This window comes from Vibrio sp. 10N.222.54.E6 (assembly GCF_041473955.1).
GTDB classification, from domain to species: domain Bacteria; phylum Pseudomonadota; class Gammaproteobacteria; order Enterobacterales; family Vibrionaceae; genus Vibrio; species Vibrio tasmaniensis_A.
The window spans coordinates 155,444-172,154 of the sequence record NZ_JBFRTD010000020.1 but is presented as its reverse complement, the minus strand read 5'-3'; the positions used below and the strand labels follow the sequence as shown (position 1 = coordinate 172,154).

The 16,711-nt window shown below is 43.7% G+C and carries 13 protein-coding genes and 1 tRNA gene; 9 read left to right on the top strand and 5 right to left on the bottom strand.

What is annotated here, in order from left to right:
• Positions 1 to 79: 79 nt before the first annotated feature.
• From AB4513_RS13430 to AB4513_RS13420, 3 genes are all read left to right on the top strand, one after another.
• Positions 80 to 156 (top strand) — tRNA-Asp (locus AB4513_RS13430).
• Between the two features lie 347 nt (positions 157 to 503).
• Complete coding sequence (gene mepA, locus AB4513_RS13425) at positions 504 to 1,343, top strand: penicillin-insensitive murein endopeptidase (RefSeq protein ID WP_009848259.1); 840 nt, start codon at positions 504 to 506, stop codon at positions 1,341 to 1,343.
• 275 nt (positions 1,344 to 1,618) lie between these two features.
• Positions 1,619 to 1,927: a hypothetical protein gene (locus tag AB4513_RS13420; RefSeq protein WP_009848260.1), complete on the top strand. Its 309-nt coding sequence runs from the start codon at positions 1,619 to 1,621 to the stop codon at positions 1,925 to 1,927.
• A 42-nt stretch (positions 1,928 to 1,969) separates the two neighbouring features.
• On the opposite strand, the gene AB4513_RS13415 is transcribed toward AB4513_RS13420, so the two are convergent.
• From AB4513_RS13415 to rdgC, 3 genes are all read right to left on the bottom strand, one after another.
• A complete protein-coding gene (locus AB4513_RS13415; RefSeq protein WP_004735061.1) occupies positions 1,970 to 2,224 on the bottom strand; it encodes a YfhL family 4Fe-4S dicluster ferredoxin in 255 nt (84 codons plus the stop codon).
• A 20-nt stretch (positions 2,225 to 2,244) separates the two neighbouring features.
• Entirely contained in the window at positions 2,245 to 3,663 is a 1,419-nt protein-coding gene (gene yegQ / locus AB4513_RS13410) for a tRNA 5-hydroxyuridine modification protein YegQ (RefSeq protein WP_009848261.1), read from the bottom strand.
• A gap of 205 nt (positions 3,664 to 3,868) precedes the next feature.
• Positions 3,869 to 4,783 carry a recombination-associated protein RdgC gene (rdgC, locus tag AB4513_RS13405; RefSeq protein ID WP_009848262.1) on the bottom strand — a complete coding sequence of 305 codons (915 nt, stop codon included), beginning with the start codon at positions 4,781 to 4,783 and terminating at the stop codon, positions 3,869 to 3,871.
• 193 nt (positions 4,784 to 4,976) lie between these two features.
• On the opposite strand from rdgC, the gene phoB reads away from it, so the two are divergent.
• The 3 genes from phoB to AB4513_RS13390 are packed head-to-tail and all read left to right on the top strand — an operon-like array spanning position 4,977 to position 7,972.
• Positions 4,977 to 5,666 carry a phosphate regulon transcriptional regulator PhoB gene (phoB, locus tag AB4513_RS13400; protein WP_004735064.1) on the top strand — a complete coding sequence of 230 codons (690 nt, stop codon included), beginning with the start codon at positions 4,977 to 4,979 and terminating at the stop codon, positions 5,664 to 5,666.
• A 33-nt stretch (positions 5,667 to 5,699) separates the two neighbouring features.
• Positions 5,700 to 6,998 (top strand): phosphate regulon sensor histidine kinase PhoR, encoded by a 1,299-nt coding sequence (gene phoR, locus AB4513_RS13395; protein ID WP_009848263.1) that lies wholly within the window; start codon positions 5,700 to 5,702, stop codon positions 6,996 to 6,998.
• A gap of 17 nt (positions 6,999 to 7,015) precedes the next feature.
• A complete protein-coding gene (locus tag AB4513_RS13390) occupies positions 7,016 to 7,972 on the top strand; it encodes a PstS family phosphate ABC transporter substrate-binding protein (RefSeq protein WP_009848264.1) in 957 nt (318 codons plus the stop codon).
• A 78-nt stretch (positions 7,973 to 8,050) separates the two neighbouring features.
• Here AB4513_RS13390 and ppx read toward each other — a convergent pair whose 3' ends face one another.
• On the bottom strand, positions 8,051 to 9,562 hold the full coding sequence (ppx, locus tag AB4513_RS13385) for an exopolyphosphatase (RefSeq protein ID WP_009848265.1): 1,512 nt from the start codon (positions 9,560 to 9,562) through the stop codon (positions 8,051 to 8,053).
• The gene (gene ppk1 / locus AB4513_RS13380; protein WP_102258223.1) at positions 9,553 to 11,649 is read right to left on the bottom strand and encodes a polyphosphate kinase 1; all 2,097 of its coding nucleotides are present in this window, start codon (positions 11,647 to 11,649) and stop codon (positions 9,553 to 9,555) included. Before ppk1 ends, ppx begins: the two co-directional genes overlap by 10 nt.
• A gap of 200 nt (positions 11,650 to 11,849) precedes the next feature.
• Here ppk1 and AB4513_RS13375 point away from each other — a divergent pair, with 200 nt between their 5' ends.
• The 3 genes from AB4513_RS13375 (at position 11,850) to pstB (ending at position 16,705) form a co-directional block, all read left to right on the top strand.
• Positions 11,850 to 14,066: an ABC transporter permease subunit gene (locus tag AB4513_RS13375; protein WP_009848267.1), complete on the top strand. Its 2,217-nt coding sequence runs from the start codon at positions 11,850 to 11,852 to the stop codon at positions 14,064 to 14,066.
• A gap of 110 nt (positions 14,067 to 14,176) precedes the next feature.
• On the top strand, positions 14,177 to 15,886 hold the full coding sequence (gene pstA / locus AB4513_RS13370; RefSeq protein ID WP_009848268.1) for a phosphate ABC transporter permease PstA: 1,710 nt from the start codon (positions 14,177 to 14,179) through the stop codon (positions 15,884 to 15,886).
• Positions 15,887 to 16,705, top strand: coding sequence for a phosphate ABC transporter ATP-binding protein PstB (gene pstB / locus AB4513_RS13365; protein ID WP_009848269.1), 819 nt, complete (start codon positions 15,887 to 15,889; stop codon positions 16,703 to 16,705). It begins immediately after the preceding gene.
• Positions 16,706 to 16,711 lie beyond the last annotated feature (6 nt).

Genomic DNA, 16,711 nt, shown 5'->3' with positions numbered 1-16,711 from the left:
ACATCGCCAGGCTTTAAATTAAATCTTTAGGTTGACCAACCTGGAGATATGGACGCTCACTTAGTGAGTTGACCACTGCGGAGTGGTAGTTCAGTTGGTTAGAATACCGGCCTGTCACGCCGGGGGTCGCGGGTTCGAGTCCCGTCCACTCCGCCACTTATAAGACAAAGCCCTAACAGAAATGTTAGGGCTTTTTCGTGTCTAGTGTTTTGGTTTGCGACCAACGAGTCCCGGTGCCTGCAACCCCAGCCGTTCCGCCATTTATTAGAAAGCCTAGTCTTATGACTAGGCTTTCGTCGTTTCAGGGCTGTGAGTTTTTGTCTTCGACTACGATAATATCGCTACAGATTGAGAAGATTCGCTAGGAATAGTGAAGCTTTTTCACTTAAATATCTAAAGTCAGTAGATAACTCTCAAGCTATCCCAAAAATATCACTCTCGACATACACCAATTCCCTAATGACGACTAGTATAAAAACAGTGATCGTTTATTTGGAATTGTTATGAGGTTATTTTGTACATTGGCTCTTATCTTTTGTTCGTTTGTTGTATCTGCAACCTCGTGGGAAAAAGAGAAAAGCCCAACAAGAAATTCAACCTCATCCATAGGTAGTTACGCTAATGGTTGTCTTGACGGGGCGCAAGCTTTGCCAATTAATGGGCAAGGTTATCAGGTGATCCGCCCTCAGAGAGAGCGCTATTATGGCCACACAGAGTCAATTCAGTTTATTGAAAGGCTAGGTTTAACTACAAGCAAACAACTCAACACAAATCTATTGGTGGGTGATATTTCGCTACCTAGAGGTGGACGCTTCTCATCTGGCCATTCAAGCCACCAGACTGGGTTGGATATTGATATATGGTTAAGGCTCACTGATGAGAGACTTTCCGAGAATGAACTTGCTGTTCCTAAGCCAATAAGTGTAGTCGACCTTACCAACTACAAATTACGTAAATCAAATTGGACCGATGATCATTTTCAAGTGATTCGCTATGCAGCCAAAGATGAAAAAGTGGTACGAATCTTCGTCCATCCTGTCATTAAACAAACTCTTTGTGACCAAGAAAACTCTGATGCCAATGGGAGAGCTTGGTTAGGAAAAATCAGACCTTGGTGGGGACATCATTCTCATTTTCATGTTCGTTTAAAATGTCCTAAAGGTAGTTCTAACTGCATCGCTCAAGCAAACCCGCCAAAAGGTGATGGTTGTGGAGATGAACTTGCCAGTTGGGCTCCGCAGACCATTCCAGTTCCTCCACCTAAAAAAGTCGCTAAAAGTAAGAAAAAAAAGAAAGTTAAAGTAATGCCGAGTCAGTGTTTGGCCTTGATATCTAATAAGTAATCGCATCTATCGAGGTTAATTACAGTGGAAATGCCACTGACTTTCTCGTCTCTGAAACTGGAGAAATGTCACACTTTTGTCTAGAGTTTATAAACACGTAATTAAGAACATCGTTTGATATCAAAACAAACGGATAACGACAATAGCAAAAACAACGATGAATTTGATAATGCTTAGTCAGGGATGGCGTGTTTCTTGGGTGAAAGATGCGGCTTATGTGCAGTATATGAAAATCAGAGTCTGATACCCGTCTATAAAAATTCAAGGATAAGACAATGACTATGATTTGCGCGAAGGAATTTTCAGAATGGTTAAGACATAGGTTCAACGCTGAAAGCTCGGGTATTTCTATTTCAAGAGCTGATATCAATCAGCTAACAGGCAGACAACGTTTAGATCCTAGCTTCGTAAATGATGTTCACTATGAGTTAATGCAGTATGGAATGGCATTTGTGACTGATACCAGTAGAGAAAACTTCTATCTTGTTCCGATAGCTCAATCAATAAACTGGCGAGAGCGACTCGAATATCAATTTGAGAAAGAGATGTTCTGTAACATATATCCCATTGAAAAGTCGGGTTAAAAAAAAGGTTCAACTTGATGATTAAGTTGAACCTTTTATCTTTTAGGTCAAGCCTTGAATGATGACAAACTTTTCTAATAATTCGTCGTCAGTTTCAATATGGTTCGGGTCAGTAATGATACATTTTGTGATCGGACATACTGACTGACATGTTGGCTTCTCATAGTGACCTTTACACTCAGTACATAAATCAGGATCGATTTCGAAGATACTGTCACCCATAGTGATTGCACCATTTGGGCATTCTGGGTCACACATATCGCAGTTTATGCACTTGTCAGTTATTAGTAGAGCCATTTATCTTTCCCAAGTAACCGTTATTTACCTGAAGCGTTACGTGTATCTTGGCCTTCGCTCAAGTTACGCATTAGCAAGCCATACTCTAGATCGAGATCTGCTGGCACAGGAATAAATACGAAGTGACCGTTACCTTTTGCGTCGTCTACCGCTTCAGATTTACGGTTTTCCATCACTTCTAGTTTGAAAACAACGTTACCTTTAGGTGTCATCATTTCTAAGCTGTCGCCAACTAAGAATTTGTTTTTTACTTCTACTTCAGCTAGGTCGCCACGGCGTTTACCTGTGAATTCACCAACAAACTGTTGAGTATCAGAGATTGAGTAACCGTATTCGTAGTTTTGGTATGAATCGTGAGTGTGACGACGTAGGAAGCCTTCAGTGTAGCCTCGGTGAGCTAGGCTCTCTAGCGTACCCATTAGGCTCTCATCAAATGGCTTACCTGCAACAGCATCATCGATAGCTTTACGGTAAACCTGTGCTGTACGTGCACAGTAGTAGAAAGACTTAGTACGCCCTTCAATCTTCAATGAATGAACACCCATCTTCGTTAGGCGCTCAACGTGTTGGATTGCGCGAAGATCTTTCGAGTTCATGATGTAAGTACCATGCTCATCTTCAAACGCCGCCATTTTCTCTTCAGGTTTGTGCGATTCAGAAAGTAAAACGACTTCATCAGTTGGCTTACCAAGGCCTAGTGTGTTGTCAGGGCGCTCGTCTTGAACTTCAATACCTTGAGTTTCTACTTCTTGAATAGCAACGCCGGTAGGGTTAGCTTCAACGATCTGACCGTTTTCGTCTTCTTTCGCAGCTTCTGTCTTGTATTCCCAACGACAAGCGTTAGTACAAGTACCTTGGTTTGGATCGCGTTTGTTCATGTAGCCAGAAAGTAGGCAACGACCAGAGTAAGCCATGCATAGAGCACCGTGAACAAAGATTTCTAGCTCTGTTTCTGGGCAGTGTTCGCGAATCTCTTCGATCTCTTCAAGAGATAGCTCACGAGATAGGATCACACGCTCAACGCCTTGAGTTGACCAGAACTTAACGGTCGCCCAGTTTACTGCGTTTGCTTGAACTGAAAGGTGGATCGGCATTTCAGGGAATGATTCACGTACCATCATGATAAGACCTGGGTCTGACATGATAAGTGCGTCTGGGCCCATCTCAACAACTGGTTTAAGGTCGCGAATGAATGTTTTTAATTTAGAGTTGTGTGGCTGAATGTTACATACAACATATAACTTTTTGCCTTGAGCATGAGCTTCATCGATACCGATTTGTAGGTTTTCGTGATTGAACTCGTTGTTACGAACACGAAGGCTGTAACGTGGCTGGCCTGCGTATACTGCATCTGCGCCATAGGCGAACGCGTAACGCATGTTTTTAAGGCTTCCTGCCGGTGATAATAGTTCAGGTACAAATGGTTTCTGTGTAGTCATTGCTTCGTTCTCTAATCTGATCTCAAGTCAGGTTGATACCACCAAGTGATATCAAAGGGGCGCAAATTTTACGCTAAAATGAGTTTGGTTGATAGCCCTAAAGATAACAATGGTATTAAGAAGCGAGCTGATAGGTATTGATAAGCGGGAGTGGGAAAGAAATAAGCTCAGATATCGTCGATACCTGAGCTTCAAATCGGAACAATTAAGCGTTAGGTTGAGTTAACCCGCCTAATGATTCAAATAGGTTTGGTAGGAAAACACTGAACTCACCACAAAGTAGAGAGAAGTCTGCATCAAAACGTGCAGCTTGATCTTCACGAGGAATATCGTCGTTCTCATCTTTTAGTTCATCACTGAATTTTAGACGCTTGATGCTGCCATCTTCAGCAAGAATGAACTCAATGCGATCTTGCCAGTTGATCAGAAGCTTAGTCACAACTTTGTTGGCTTCAATGTGGTTCTTAATCTCATCAGCTTCTAGTTCTTGTTTCTTAACTCGAACAATACCGCCGTCTTCTTGGATTGATTTAAGCTCAGCTTCATCAAGCATGGTGATGCCTTTAGGCGTATCACCTGACTTAACCCATTCCGTTAACGTTGTTTCAATCGCTTGCTCTGGAATAGCTGGCACTACTGGCAAGCTACCCATTGTTTTACGTAGTAATGCTAGTACGTCTTCTGCTTTTTTGTAGCTGCTAGCATCAACAACAATAAAGCCTTCTTTCGGCATGATCAGCGCGTAAGTGAAGTTACTGCGGCTGAAAGCACGAGGAAGAAGATCGATGATGATGTCTTCTTTTAGGCTGTCTTTCTCTTTCTTTTTCAGAGGAGTACCAGACTCTGCTTCAAGCGTTTCTACTTTTGCATTCAATGAATCTTTGATCACAGAAGCTGGAAGCATTTTCTCTTCTTTCTTTGCACAGATGAGAATGCGGTTTTCTGATACGTGCGTCATCATATCGCCGTGTCTACCCATCGCGTTTACCCAACCAAATTTCTGTTTGTCTTGGCTACCACAAGGGGTAAAACGGAACTCTTCAAGTTGTTTCTCTAGCTGATCTGCGTTGAAGTCTATATCACGATTAAAGCGATAGACGAGGCAATTCTTAAACCACATAAATATTTCTCATACCTTTATCTGAAGACGCTCATCATAGGAGATTTCGATCCATTTGTCTTATACCTGCAATAAAAATTAAAAGTGAAATGTTTGAGACAGTTATATGAAAATTTGTTTTCAAAGGTCACAAAAGTGTCATAATTAAACCAGATAATGCAATGCGTTGATTAAATACTAAGGCTATTCAATTATGTCGAGAAGGATTCTGGTCGTTGAAGATGAAGCACCTATTCGTGAGATGCTGTGTTTTGTACTTGAACAAAAAGGCTACCAAGCAGTAGAGGCTGAAGATTACGATACAGCGGTAAACAAGCTATGTGAACCTTTCCCAGATCTAGTATTACTAGATTGGATGCTACCTGGTGGTAGCGGGATAAACTTTATCAAGCACATGAAGCGTGAAGAGTTAACTCGCAACATCCCAGTGGTGATGCTGACGGCTCGTGGCGAAGAAGAAGATAAGGTGCGAGGTTTAGAAGTGGGCGCTGATGATTACATCACCAAGCCATTTTCACCAAAAGAGCTCGTTGCTCGCCTGAAAGCGGTTATCCGCCGTGTAACGCCTACTGCACTAGAAGATGTGATTGATGTACAAGGCCTTAAGCTAGACCCTGTATCTCACCGCGTTACCGCAAGTGAAGGTCCAGTTGATATGGGCCCAACCGAATTCAAAATGCTGCATTTTTTTATGACTCACCAAGAGCGAGTATACAGTCGAGAGCAACTGCTCAATAACGTTTGGGGTACCAACGTTTACGTTGAAGATCGTACGGTTGATGTTCATATTCGACGTTTACGCAAAGCACTTGAATCTGCTGGTCATGACAAATTAATTCAAACGGTTCGCGGCGCAGGCTACCGTTTTTCTACAAAGGCTTAACGTGGCTTCACTGCCCAGTTTATGGAGTCCTGAATGGTTGAGAAGTTAACCTGGAAAAAGCTGGCTTGGGAGCTGGCTTTTTTTTACGCACCTTGGATTATAGTCGGATGGATATTCGGTTATTTACCTTGGTTATTGCTGGCTGCAACAGTATTACAGTTAGCATGGCATCTACACTATCAAATGCGTTTGTCTGCTTGGTTGTGGGATGAAAAGCGGTTAACACCCCCTTCAGGTTCTGGAAACTGGGAGTCTCTGTTTAATGGTATCTATCGTATGCAGCAGAGACAGCGTCGTAAGCGCAAAGAATTGACCAACCTTATCCGCCGTTTCAGAAACGGTGCTGAATCCCTTCCCGATGCCGTTGTGGTGTTTCGCGGTGAAGGCAATATTGTTTGGTGCAACAAGCTTGCTCAGTATTTACTGGGTTTTCGCTGGCCAGACGATTCAGGCCAACCCATCTCTAACTTGATCCGCACGCCGGACTTCATCAAGTACCTTAATAAACAAGATTTCTCAGAGCCGTTAGAGATGCCTTCGCCACTTAATGTGGAGCGCATGCTTGAGCTTCGTATCGTACCGTATACCGAGGGCGAACACCTCATGGTAGTACGTGATGTTACTCAGCTAAAACAGCTAGAAGGCATGCGTCGTAACTTTTTCGCTAACGTTTCTCACGAGCTACGCACTCCAATGACCGTACTTCAGGGCTATCTTGAAATGACGGAAGATCCAGACATGGTCGTTGGACCTATGTGGCCTAAGGCTCATGGTGTGATGACTGAGCAGTTAAATCGTATGAACAGTTTGGTCAATCAGCTTCTTACTCTTTCTAAGATAGAAGCGGCGCCAATGCATGAATTGGATGAAGTGGTGAATGTTCCGGCGATGTTGGAAGTTCTTGAAAAAGAAGCCGCTAGTCTCAGTGGAGAGCGAGAACACAAGCTGAAATTTGATATCGATAAGAGTTTACGCGTATTAGCGGATGAAGATCAGCTGAGAAGTGCAATATCGAATCTGGTTTACAATGCAGTGAAATACACGCCGCCTGGTGCGACCGTAAAGGTTCGTTGGTACCAAACCAGTCAAGGCGCGTGTTTGGATGTGTCAGACACTGGAGACGGTATCGAACCACAACACTTGCATCGACTTACGGAGCGTTTCTATCGTGTTGATAAAGCACGCTCACGCGATACTGGGGGCAGTGGCTTAGGGTTAGCGATTGTTAAACATGCGCTTAGTCACCATGATTCACATTTAGAAATTCAAAGTGAAGTGGGTGTTGGTAGCCGATTCCATTTCACGCTGCCTAGCCGATTGACAGTGTCATGAGTTCCTTAATACGCCGGATGCGTTTCCCCATCAGTTCATTATTAGCATTAGCTTTGGTTACCCCTGTTCATGCCGAGCAAAGTGTCGATTCTCTTCCTGATTATTCTAAGGTTCCGGGTATTTCTGGCAGCTTGTTGTCTGTCGGTTCCGATACCTTAGCGGGAATGACAACGTTATGGGTTGAAGAGTTTAAGTCTTACTACCCGAACGTGAATGCTCAAGTTCAGGCTTCTGGTTCATCCACTGCACCTCCTGCATTAACGGAAGGTACTGCTCACCTTGGGCCTATGAGTCGTCCAATGCGCCTACGAGAAGTGGAAGCGTTCGAAAGGGAGCATGGCTATAAGCCGACGGCGCTTCGAGTTGCTATCGATGCGATTGGTCTTTTTGTGCATCGTGATAACTCTATCGAGGGACTTAATTTTCGCGAAATTGACAGCATATTTTCAGAGACATTGCGCTGTGGCGCGACTAAGCCGCTAAACAATTGGCAAGATTTAGGTATCAGCCAGCCGTGGGCAAAACATAGATTCCAACTGTTCGGTCGTAATTCCGTTTCGGGAACCTACGGCTACTTCAAACAAAACGCATTATGTAGTGGCGACTTCAAGAACCGAGTCAATGAACAGCCAGGATCTGCGTCGGTTGTACAGTCGGTCGCTTCATCAATCAGCGGGATAGGGTACTCAGGTATTGGTTATCGAGTGGCTGGTGTTAAGTTAATTCCTATTGCTGAGCATGGTTCTGATTACGTAGAGCCTACTCGAGCGAATATTTTAAGCGGAGATTACCCTCTATCGCGCTTTCTCTATGTATATGTGAATAAACACCCAGATAAACCGCTTTCTCCTGTAGAGAGAGAGTTCCTCACTTTTGTATTCTCGAAGCAAGGGCAAGAACTGGTAGAGAAAGATGGCTATTTAGCGATACCGCCTGAGTTCGCAGAGCAAGAGTTGGCAAAAGTCGGGCTCTGATTGAGGCTAACACAAACTTAGAAAACAAACGTATGAACAGCTTGCTAAGTCGCAGGCTGTTTTTATTTTGACTGTTCGTTATTCTATCTTTAACGACCATCCAGCATTTTGCCAACGTTGTTGTTCTTCTTTGAGTTCATATTCAAGCAGTTGGTTTTGGGCCAACCAATCGCTGTTAGATCCTTTCAATCCCCAGTTATCCTCTTGTTCAATCGTTAGAGTCGTGTCTGGGACTAGTGCTTGATTTCTCTGACGATTGAGTAAGATAGCGAGTCTTAATATGCGAATTAGTAGCGTTATTTGTTGTGGAGAAAATAGAGACAGTTCCGGCAAGTCTTGCCGCTTAATCGCTTTTCTTTGGTGGCGAACCAATGTCGAGATAAGACGTTGTTGCTCAGTATTGAAACCGGGCATTGTCGTGTGCTTAAGCAGATAAGCCGAATGGCGGTGATAGCCTTGGAATGCGATGCTTTGCCCTACCTCATGAAGTAGTGCAGCCCAACCAACTAGATCATACAGCTCATTAGTGACCATAGTCGTTACTTGAGGCTGCACTTGTTTCAGTAATGCAAGGGCGAGTTCTTTGACTCTCTGGCCATGAGCTAAGTCAACATGGTATCGAGAGACGAGCGTTTCGGCAGTTCTTGTTCGAACATCAATATCTTTAAACCTATCCTCCATGTCATAAAGAACGCCTTCTCTCAGGGCGCCATCAGAAAAATGTAACTCCTTTATGTCTAGCGTATCCATGGCTGCTGAAAGAATGATGACGCCAGCAGCAAACACCGGCTTTCTCTCATCACTTAAACCTGAAAGGTCTAAGGTTTTGGATGATGAAAACTCACATAAGTGATTTTTCAAATAGGACAGACGTTGCGGCGTAATGAGACCATCGGTAAAGCCTAAACCAATGAGTACCTCTTTTATTGACTTAGTCGTCCCTGATGAGCCAAAGGCGATTTCCCAAGGCGCCTTTGTATATTCTTCAATCAATGGCATCAATAGACGAGTAGCCGCGGTATAAGCATCTGAGAAGTGTTGTGAGGTTAGCTCTCCGTCAGCAAAGAAGTGTTGAGTGAAGCTGACGCATCCCATAGGTAAACTGCGCATAATTAGGGGCGTAAAGCCTTGCCCTGCGACGAGTTCCGTACTCCCTCCACCGATATCAATAACCAATTTAGATTCAGAAGCGGTTTGAGTGTGTTCTACACCGTTATAGATTATTCGAGCTTCTTCTTGACCTGAAATGATCTCTATTGGAAAAGGAAACAGTGGTTTGGCTTGCTCTAAGAAGTCTTGAGCGTTTTTGGCTTTTCTTAGGGTATGAGTCGCAACAACTCTTACATCATCAAGTTCAAAATCCGCTAGTCGTTCTGCGAACACTTTGAGGCACTCCAAGCCTCGCTCGATAGCACTTTCGGATAAGAAGTTAAACTCATCCAACCCATCACCTAATCTCACTTTCTGTTTGTGTCTGCTGACTAATTGCAGGTGTTGTTCGAATACTCGGGCAACCACCATATGAAAACTGTTCGAACCCAAGTCGATAGCGGCAATACATCGAGAATGTTTGTTATCAATTAGCGGCATGATTTCTTCTCTTGTTTGTACTTCTTGCGAGCAAGTTTCTCCATACGTTTAATATAGTGGTAAGTGGAGAGTTGTGACGTCGGGTAATCGAGTGGGTTTGTTGGAGCTTGTATGTAAGGATTGCTCATCGATTGGTCTAGCACTCGAGCTTTGTTGCTGTCATCGAAATGAAACTCGGTGATATCGATAATGGTTTGCTTGATCTTTGGATCTAAAATTGGAGTGGCGACTTCGATGCGGTGATCGAAGTTTCGTGTCATCCAGTCGGCAGAGGAGATATAGACTTTTGGATTACCAGCGTTACCAAAGATCATCACTCTTGGGTGTTCGAGAAAACGATCGACCACACTAACAATCTCAATCTGCTCACTGATGTTGGAGACTCCCGGTACGAGAGAGCACATACCACGAATGACCATTCTCACTTTTACATTGGCTTGGCTGGCCTGATAGAGCTTCTCAATGATCTCTCGGTCGACCAAATTGTTGAGTTTTAGAGTGATGCTTGCAGGCTTGCTCTCTATCGCGTTTTGTATTTCATTATCTATCAACTGATACAGGCGTTTTCTTGTATTCTTTGGTGACACAATCAGTTGTTTGAACTGTGATTTTTGATAAGGGTTTTCAATATACTTAAAGACTTGTCTCACCTCTTGGGTCAAATCTTCATTCGCAGTGAGCAGAGAAAAATCGGTATACACGCGCGCTGTTACTTCATGAAAGTTACCGGTGCCAATATGAGCGTAATGCGCCGTATGCTTGCCTTCTTTCCGTTTAATGAGCAGAAGCTTAGAGTGAATTTTCAAACTTGGGATGCCATGGATGACTTTTATACCGGCTTCTTGAAGTTTCTTGGTCCACTGAATATTGGCTTGTTCATCAAAGCGGGCTTGTAGCTCAACGACGACAGTTACTTTCTTACCATTGTGTGCAGCATCGATGATCGAGCTAAGGAGCTTTGAGCCTTCTGCAACACGGTAAACGTTTATTTTTATGGAGGTTACCTTCGGGTCAAAGGAGGCTTGCCTCACGAGTTCAGTGATGTGATTAAAGGTGTGATAAGGGTAATGCAACAAGATGTCACGAGCTTTGATCGCTTCGAAATAGTTTGGGTAGTGGCTGAAATGCGCACACTTAATCGCGGGAAGTGGGCGATTAACTAAATCACGCCTATTAAGGCTTGGAAATTCGCAGAAATGCTTGAAGTTATGATAGCGACCACCCGCAATGACACTGTCATAGTCAGACAGCTTAAGTCTGACTTGCAAGAAATTGAGCATTTCAGCTGGCATTTCTGACTCATAGATAAGGCGTATCGGTAGTGCCGTTAAGCGCTGTTCTAAACCTAAAGACATCGATTCTAATAGGTTACTTTCATTGTTCTCTTGAAGATCATAATCGGCATCACGCGTCATTTTTATCGCAAAACAACGTAATGAGTCATACTCAAAGAATCCTTTAAGCAAGTCATCTAAACAAAATCGAACTATATTATCTAACAAGATCAAAGTTGTACGCTGTGAACCAGAAGTGTCTGGTAACTTAACAAACCGAGGGAGGGCTTCTGATGGGATTTCGAGTAAGACATATTGAGAAGATGTCTCTCGCTCAATGTCGATGGCTAAGTAACTTTGCTCGTCTTTGATAATATTGAGCAACTGGCTATCTTCGTTCAAGAGAAACGGAGTTAAATGTGGCAGCACTTTTTTCTTAAAGTACTTTTTGATCCACTCACTCTGTTCTTCGCTGATTTGTTGTTCGTTGACCAGAAAAATACGATTGCGTGCCAGTTCCAATAGTAAGTCGCTATACAGCTCATAGAATTGAGCGTCGAGCTTACTTGCTTGGCTCTGCATTTGAGTTAGCAGGGTTTTCTGCGAGTTGGCAGGTAATTGAGGATCTTGAAGTAAGATCTTTCGTTTCACATCAGCAAATCGGACTTTGTAAAACTCATCGAGGTTTTTCGAGTAAATACCTAAAAAACGAACTCTTTCGATTAAGGGGACTGATTTGTCGGCTGCTTCTTGGAGCACTCTTTCGTTGAAGGATAACCAGCTAAGTTCTTTTGTGACATAGTCTTTTTCCATCGAGATGATAATCCTTGAGTGCTGGCTATAGAGCTGGTTACTTTAATTTAGAATGACAAGATTCACAAAATCTATGATCTTACTTTAAGAAATATGGTCAACAAACTTGTTATTAGTTTCAGTTGTTTAACGTAACTTGTAATATAATTGTCATCTAACGTACATATTATGTCAGTAGCTAAAAAAAGGTAGATAAACAGATGGCTTCAGCCCAATTTTCATTGAAAGAGCGCGACAAAAAAAGATGGTTGAAAGATCGTCTCGTCCGTTTTTCGGTGACATGTGGCGCGGTCAGTGTTCTAGCTGCTCTGGTGCTGATCTTTGTTTACTTGGCGATGGTCATTTTACCGGTATTTTCTGATACTGGTTTAGATACTGACCAAGCCGTGAAGACCGTAGCCATAGAAAAGCCTATCGCCTTATCCGTGGATGAATACGGTCAGCATGCGTTTACTATCGAAAAATCCGGCTTGGTGCAGTTTTGGGATTTAGAGTCTCAAAATACACATTCTTACTTTGAGCGTAATGTTTTAGCTAACCCCATCGCTTTTTCTCGAAATACCCCATCTGAAAACTGGTTTGCCTTTGCTGATAGCGCAAGCAACCTTACTTTTTTCTACCCTGAGTATAGTGCGCCTGTGCTGCAAAAGGGCAGTGAAGCCGAACCTAAAATTGAGCAAATCGATCTCCCGGAACCGTTTTTAAATGATGAATCATCAAACGGAACAACAATCGAAAAATTTGCGTTCTCTAAGAATGGACGTGGTATCACGGTTGCCGCTCAGCTAAGCGATCAACGAGTTTTGGTTAAGTGGTACCAGAGTGATCTTACTGGTCAGTATGTTTTTCAGAAGAGTCAATGGCTGTCGGATAAGTTGGGTTTACAGCAACAGTTGTTAGTCACGCCTGATGGCCAAACTTTATATCTTCGAGCACAATCGGATTTAGTTGTATTGAAGTTATCCGATAGCGGCTTCAATGTTCGTGAAGTGATTGATCTTAGCTTAAATGATGCGAAGCACTCGGTGAAAAGTATCGATTTACTGTCTGGAGCTTATTCACTGTTGGTTACGCATGAGGACGGACAGGTTTCTCAGTGGTTCGATGTACTCAAAGATGAAAAGCGTAGCCTGACCCATATTCGCGACTTCCAACTCGCCGAAGAGGTTCAGTTTATTCTGCCAGATACTTATAGAAAGGGTTTTTATAGTTTCTATCAGAATGGCACATTACAAAGCCACTATACGACCAGTGAAAAGCTGTCGCTGTTTGAGCGCGCATTTGATAAGTCACCACAATTAGCGGCTATGTCTGCTAACGAACTGCATTTGGCGACGCTGATTGATGGCACCATCAGCGTGGCTAAAGTTGATAACGAATATCCGCAAATATCATTCTCATCGCTTTGGCAAAAAGTCTGGTACGAAAGCTATCCTGAGCCACAATACGTTTGGCAATCAACGTCGGCGAACGATGACTTTGAAGAAAAATTCAGTTTAGTCCCTATCACATTCGGTACTATCAAAGCCGCTTTGTTTGCGATGATGTTTGCCGTGCCGGTTGCTGTGCTCGGAGCCATTTACACCGCATACTTCATGTCTCCACGAATGCGAAGAGTCGTGAAGCCGTCGATAGAACTGATGGAAGCTCTTCCGACCGTTATCATCGGATTCTTGGCTGGGCTTTGGTTTGCTCCCATTGTTGAAACGCATTTAACGGCCGTCTTCTCGTTAATGGTGCTATTACCACTGAGCACGCTACTGACTGGGCTTGTTTGGTTCTGTTTGCCAAAAATGGTGACGAGCCGTTTTACTAATGGTTGGCATGCTCTGATATTGATCCCGGTATTGGTGATTACTGTGATGGCAGTCTTTGCTGGTGAAAATGGTATGGAAGCCTTGTTGTTTGGTGGTGATATTCGTACCTTCTTGGCTAACTATGGCATCGACTTTGACCAACGGAATGCGCTGGTGGTTGGCTTCGCTATGGGCTTTGCTGTCATCCCGACAATTTTCACGATTGCAGAAGACGCTATTTTCTCTGTGCCAAAACATTTATCCGATGGCTCACTGGCGCTGGGCGCAACAGCGTGGCAGACCCTTATTTATGTGGTGTTATTGACGGCTAGCCCAGGTATCTTTTCTGCAATCATGATGGGGCTAGGACGAGCGGTTGGCGAGACTATGATTGTCTTGATGGCGACAGGTAACACCCCTATTCTTGACTGGAATATTTTGGAAGGGATGAGGACATTATCGGCAACAATTGCTGTCGAGTTACCAGAGTCCGAGGTGGGTGGTTCTCACTTCCGATTGTTGTTCTTAGCAGCACTCTTACTGTTTATTTTTACGTTCGCGGTGAACTCTGTCGCAGAGTGGGTTAGACAAAGACTGAGAGATAAATATCGTGCGCTGTAGTTTTAAAACTCTACCTCAATCTCTATCAATGGCTGTTCGCTGTTTGATTAGCGTATCTCACGAACTTGGCTCTTCCTTGGGTTCAGCACGTCAGAGCAAGGTCGTTCATAATGAATAAACTGAAGTCATTATTGTCTTGGATTAAATCAGGCTCTCCGTGGATATGGCTAACGGGTGGGGCGGTGAGCATCAGTATGCTTTCGGTTCTTGGCCTAATGCTGCTGATCGGCTGGAAGGGCTTAACCTATTTTTGGCCTGCTCCTTTGTACCAATGGCAAGTGGATTCCAAAGATGCATCGTTAGTTGTCGGCCTCGACGAAACGGTAGTAAAGCAAGATGTATTGATTGGCCAGTTATATGAACGAAAATACATCCCGATAGAGCAAGTCCCACAAGTACAAGACCTATTGTCGACTCAAAACCTGTCGACTGGGCTAATTCAGCGCTTAAGTATCAAAGTTGCCAACAGGGAGATTTATCCAGCGGACTTTGTTTCCATTTTGGATGTTAACTTACGTGAACCAACCACCCCACCTGACTGGGCTGTGATTGAGCGAAGTCGAGGTGGTTATTTCTTTGGTAAACCAGTGGGTTTTAAAACCACTTCTGGCACATTTGATTCGAACATAGACCAAAAGCTCGAGCAAGGCTTGGCGTTCGCTGATACGTTACGCAAAGAGACGTCGCGTGTTGTGAACCAAGAAATCCGCAATATCAGCTGGCAATTGGAAAACTTGCGTTTAGAAAAACGTAAGCTTGAACTCAATGAGTCAGTGAGCGATGAATACCTTAAAACCTATACTCAAACTAAATTGGAATTAAATCGCCAGTTGGCTGAAGCCGAAGTAAAGCTTGAGCATCTTAGAACACAGCTCAATGTCGAAAGCTTGTTGGTAGAAGATATGACAGGAGAGCAGGTTGAAATTTCGCTCAGTCATATTTTGGATTATTGGTACCCGAATAATATGTCTTATCTTGAAAAGGTTGGGCATTGGGGCAAACAAGTTTGGAAGTTCTTGTCGGAGAACCCACGAGACTCAAACTCTGAAGGCGGTGTGTTTCCTGCGATTTTTGGCACGGTACTGTTGGTTATTCTTATGTCGATTGTAGTAATGCCTCTTGGTGTGGTTGCTGCGATATATCTTCATGAATACGCAAAAAACAACGCACTAACACGTTTAATTCGTATCGCCGTAATTAACTTAGCGGGTGTACCGTCGATTGTGTATGGTGTCTTCGGCTTAGGATTCTTTGTGTATACCATCGGTGGTTCAATCGATTCTTTGTTTTACGCAGAACGGTTACCCGCTCCGACATTTGGTACGCCGGGTCTATTATGGTCCGCATTGACCTTGGCGGTATTAACATTACCCGTTGTTATTGTAACAACGGAAGAGGGCTTAACGCGTATCCCTAGCTCCGTGAGGCACGGTTCATTGGCGCTTGGCGCTACTCAATTTGAGACGCTTTGGCGCATTGTTTTACCAATGGCAAGCCCTGCGATTATCACGGGGTTGATATTGGCAATCGCGAGAGCTGCGGGGGAGGTGGCTCCATTAATGCTGGTGGGTGTTGTGAAGCTAGCATCAAGCTTACCTGTAGATGGTCAGTTCCCATATCTACACTTAGAGAGAAAGTTCATGCACTTAGGCTTCCATATCTACGATGTTGGTTTTCAAACATCTAATATCGAAGCGGCGCGCCCTTTAGTGTATGCGACTTCATTTTTACTGGTTACTGTGATTGTTGGATTGAATTTAACGGCCATCAATATCCGTAATAACTTGCGTGAAAAATACCGAACCTTAGGACAAGATTAGATGTTCTCGATTAATGAAACCTTGGGTTACCAAGCACCACTTGATGTTCACAATTTGAAGGATGAGCAAATTGCTATCTCGATTGAAGGGCTGAATCTTTATTATAAAGAGAGCCAAGCACTTGATGATATTTCAATGCAAATCCCAAAGGGACAGGTGACCGCGTTTATTGGCCCATCAGGGTGTGGTAAGTCGACTCTACTGCGCTGCATTAATCGCATGAACGATCTTGTTGAAGGTTGTAAGGTTTCCGGAAAAGTGAAGCTTCATGGCAAGAACGTCTATCACCCTAAGGTGGATGTCGCGACCTTACGACGCCGAGTCGGCATGGTGTTTCAACGTCCGAACCCTTTTCCTAAATCTATCTATGAGAATGTGGTTTATGGATTGAGGCTGCAAGGCGTGAGCAACAGCCGAGATCTTGATGATGCAGTTGAGCGCTCTCTGCGCGCCGCGGCGTTGTGGGATGAAGTCAAAGATCGTTTGCATGAGAACGCCTTTGGGTTATCGGGTGGTCAACAGCAGCGTTTAGTCATCGCTCGTGCGGTTGCCATCGAACCTGAAGTGCTGTTATTGGATGAGCCAACATCGGCACTCGATCCGATTTCTACTCTGACGATTGAAGAGCTGATCAACGATCTAAAAACACAATACACAGTGGTGATTGTTACCCACAACATGCAACAAGCCGCGCGTGTAAGTGACCATACTGCCTTTATTCATATGGGAAAATTGATCGAGTACTCAGATACTGACTCAATTTTTACGTCTCCATTGAAAAACCAGACGGAAGACTACATTACTGGTAGATATGGCTAACCTCTA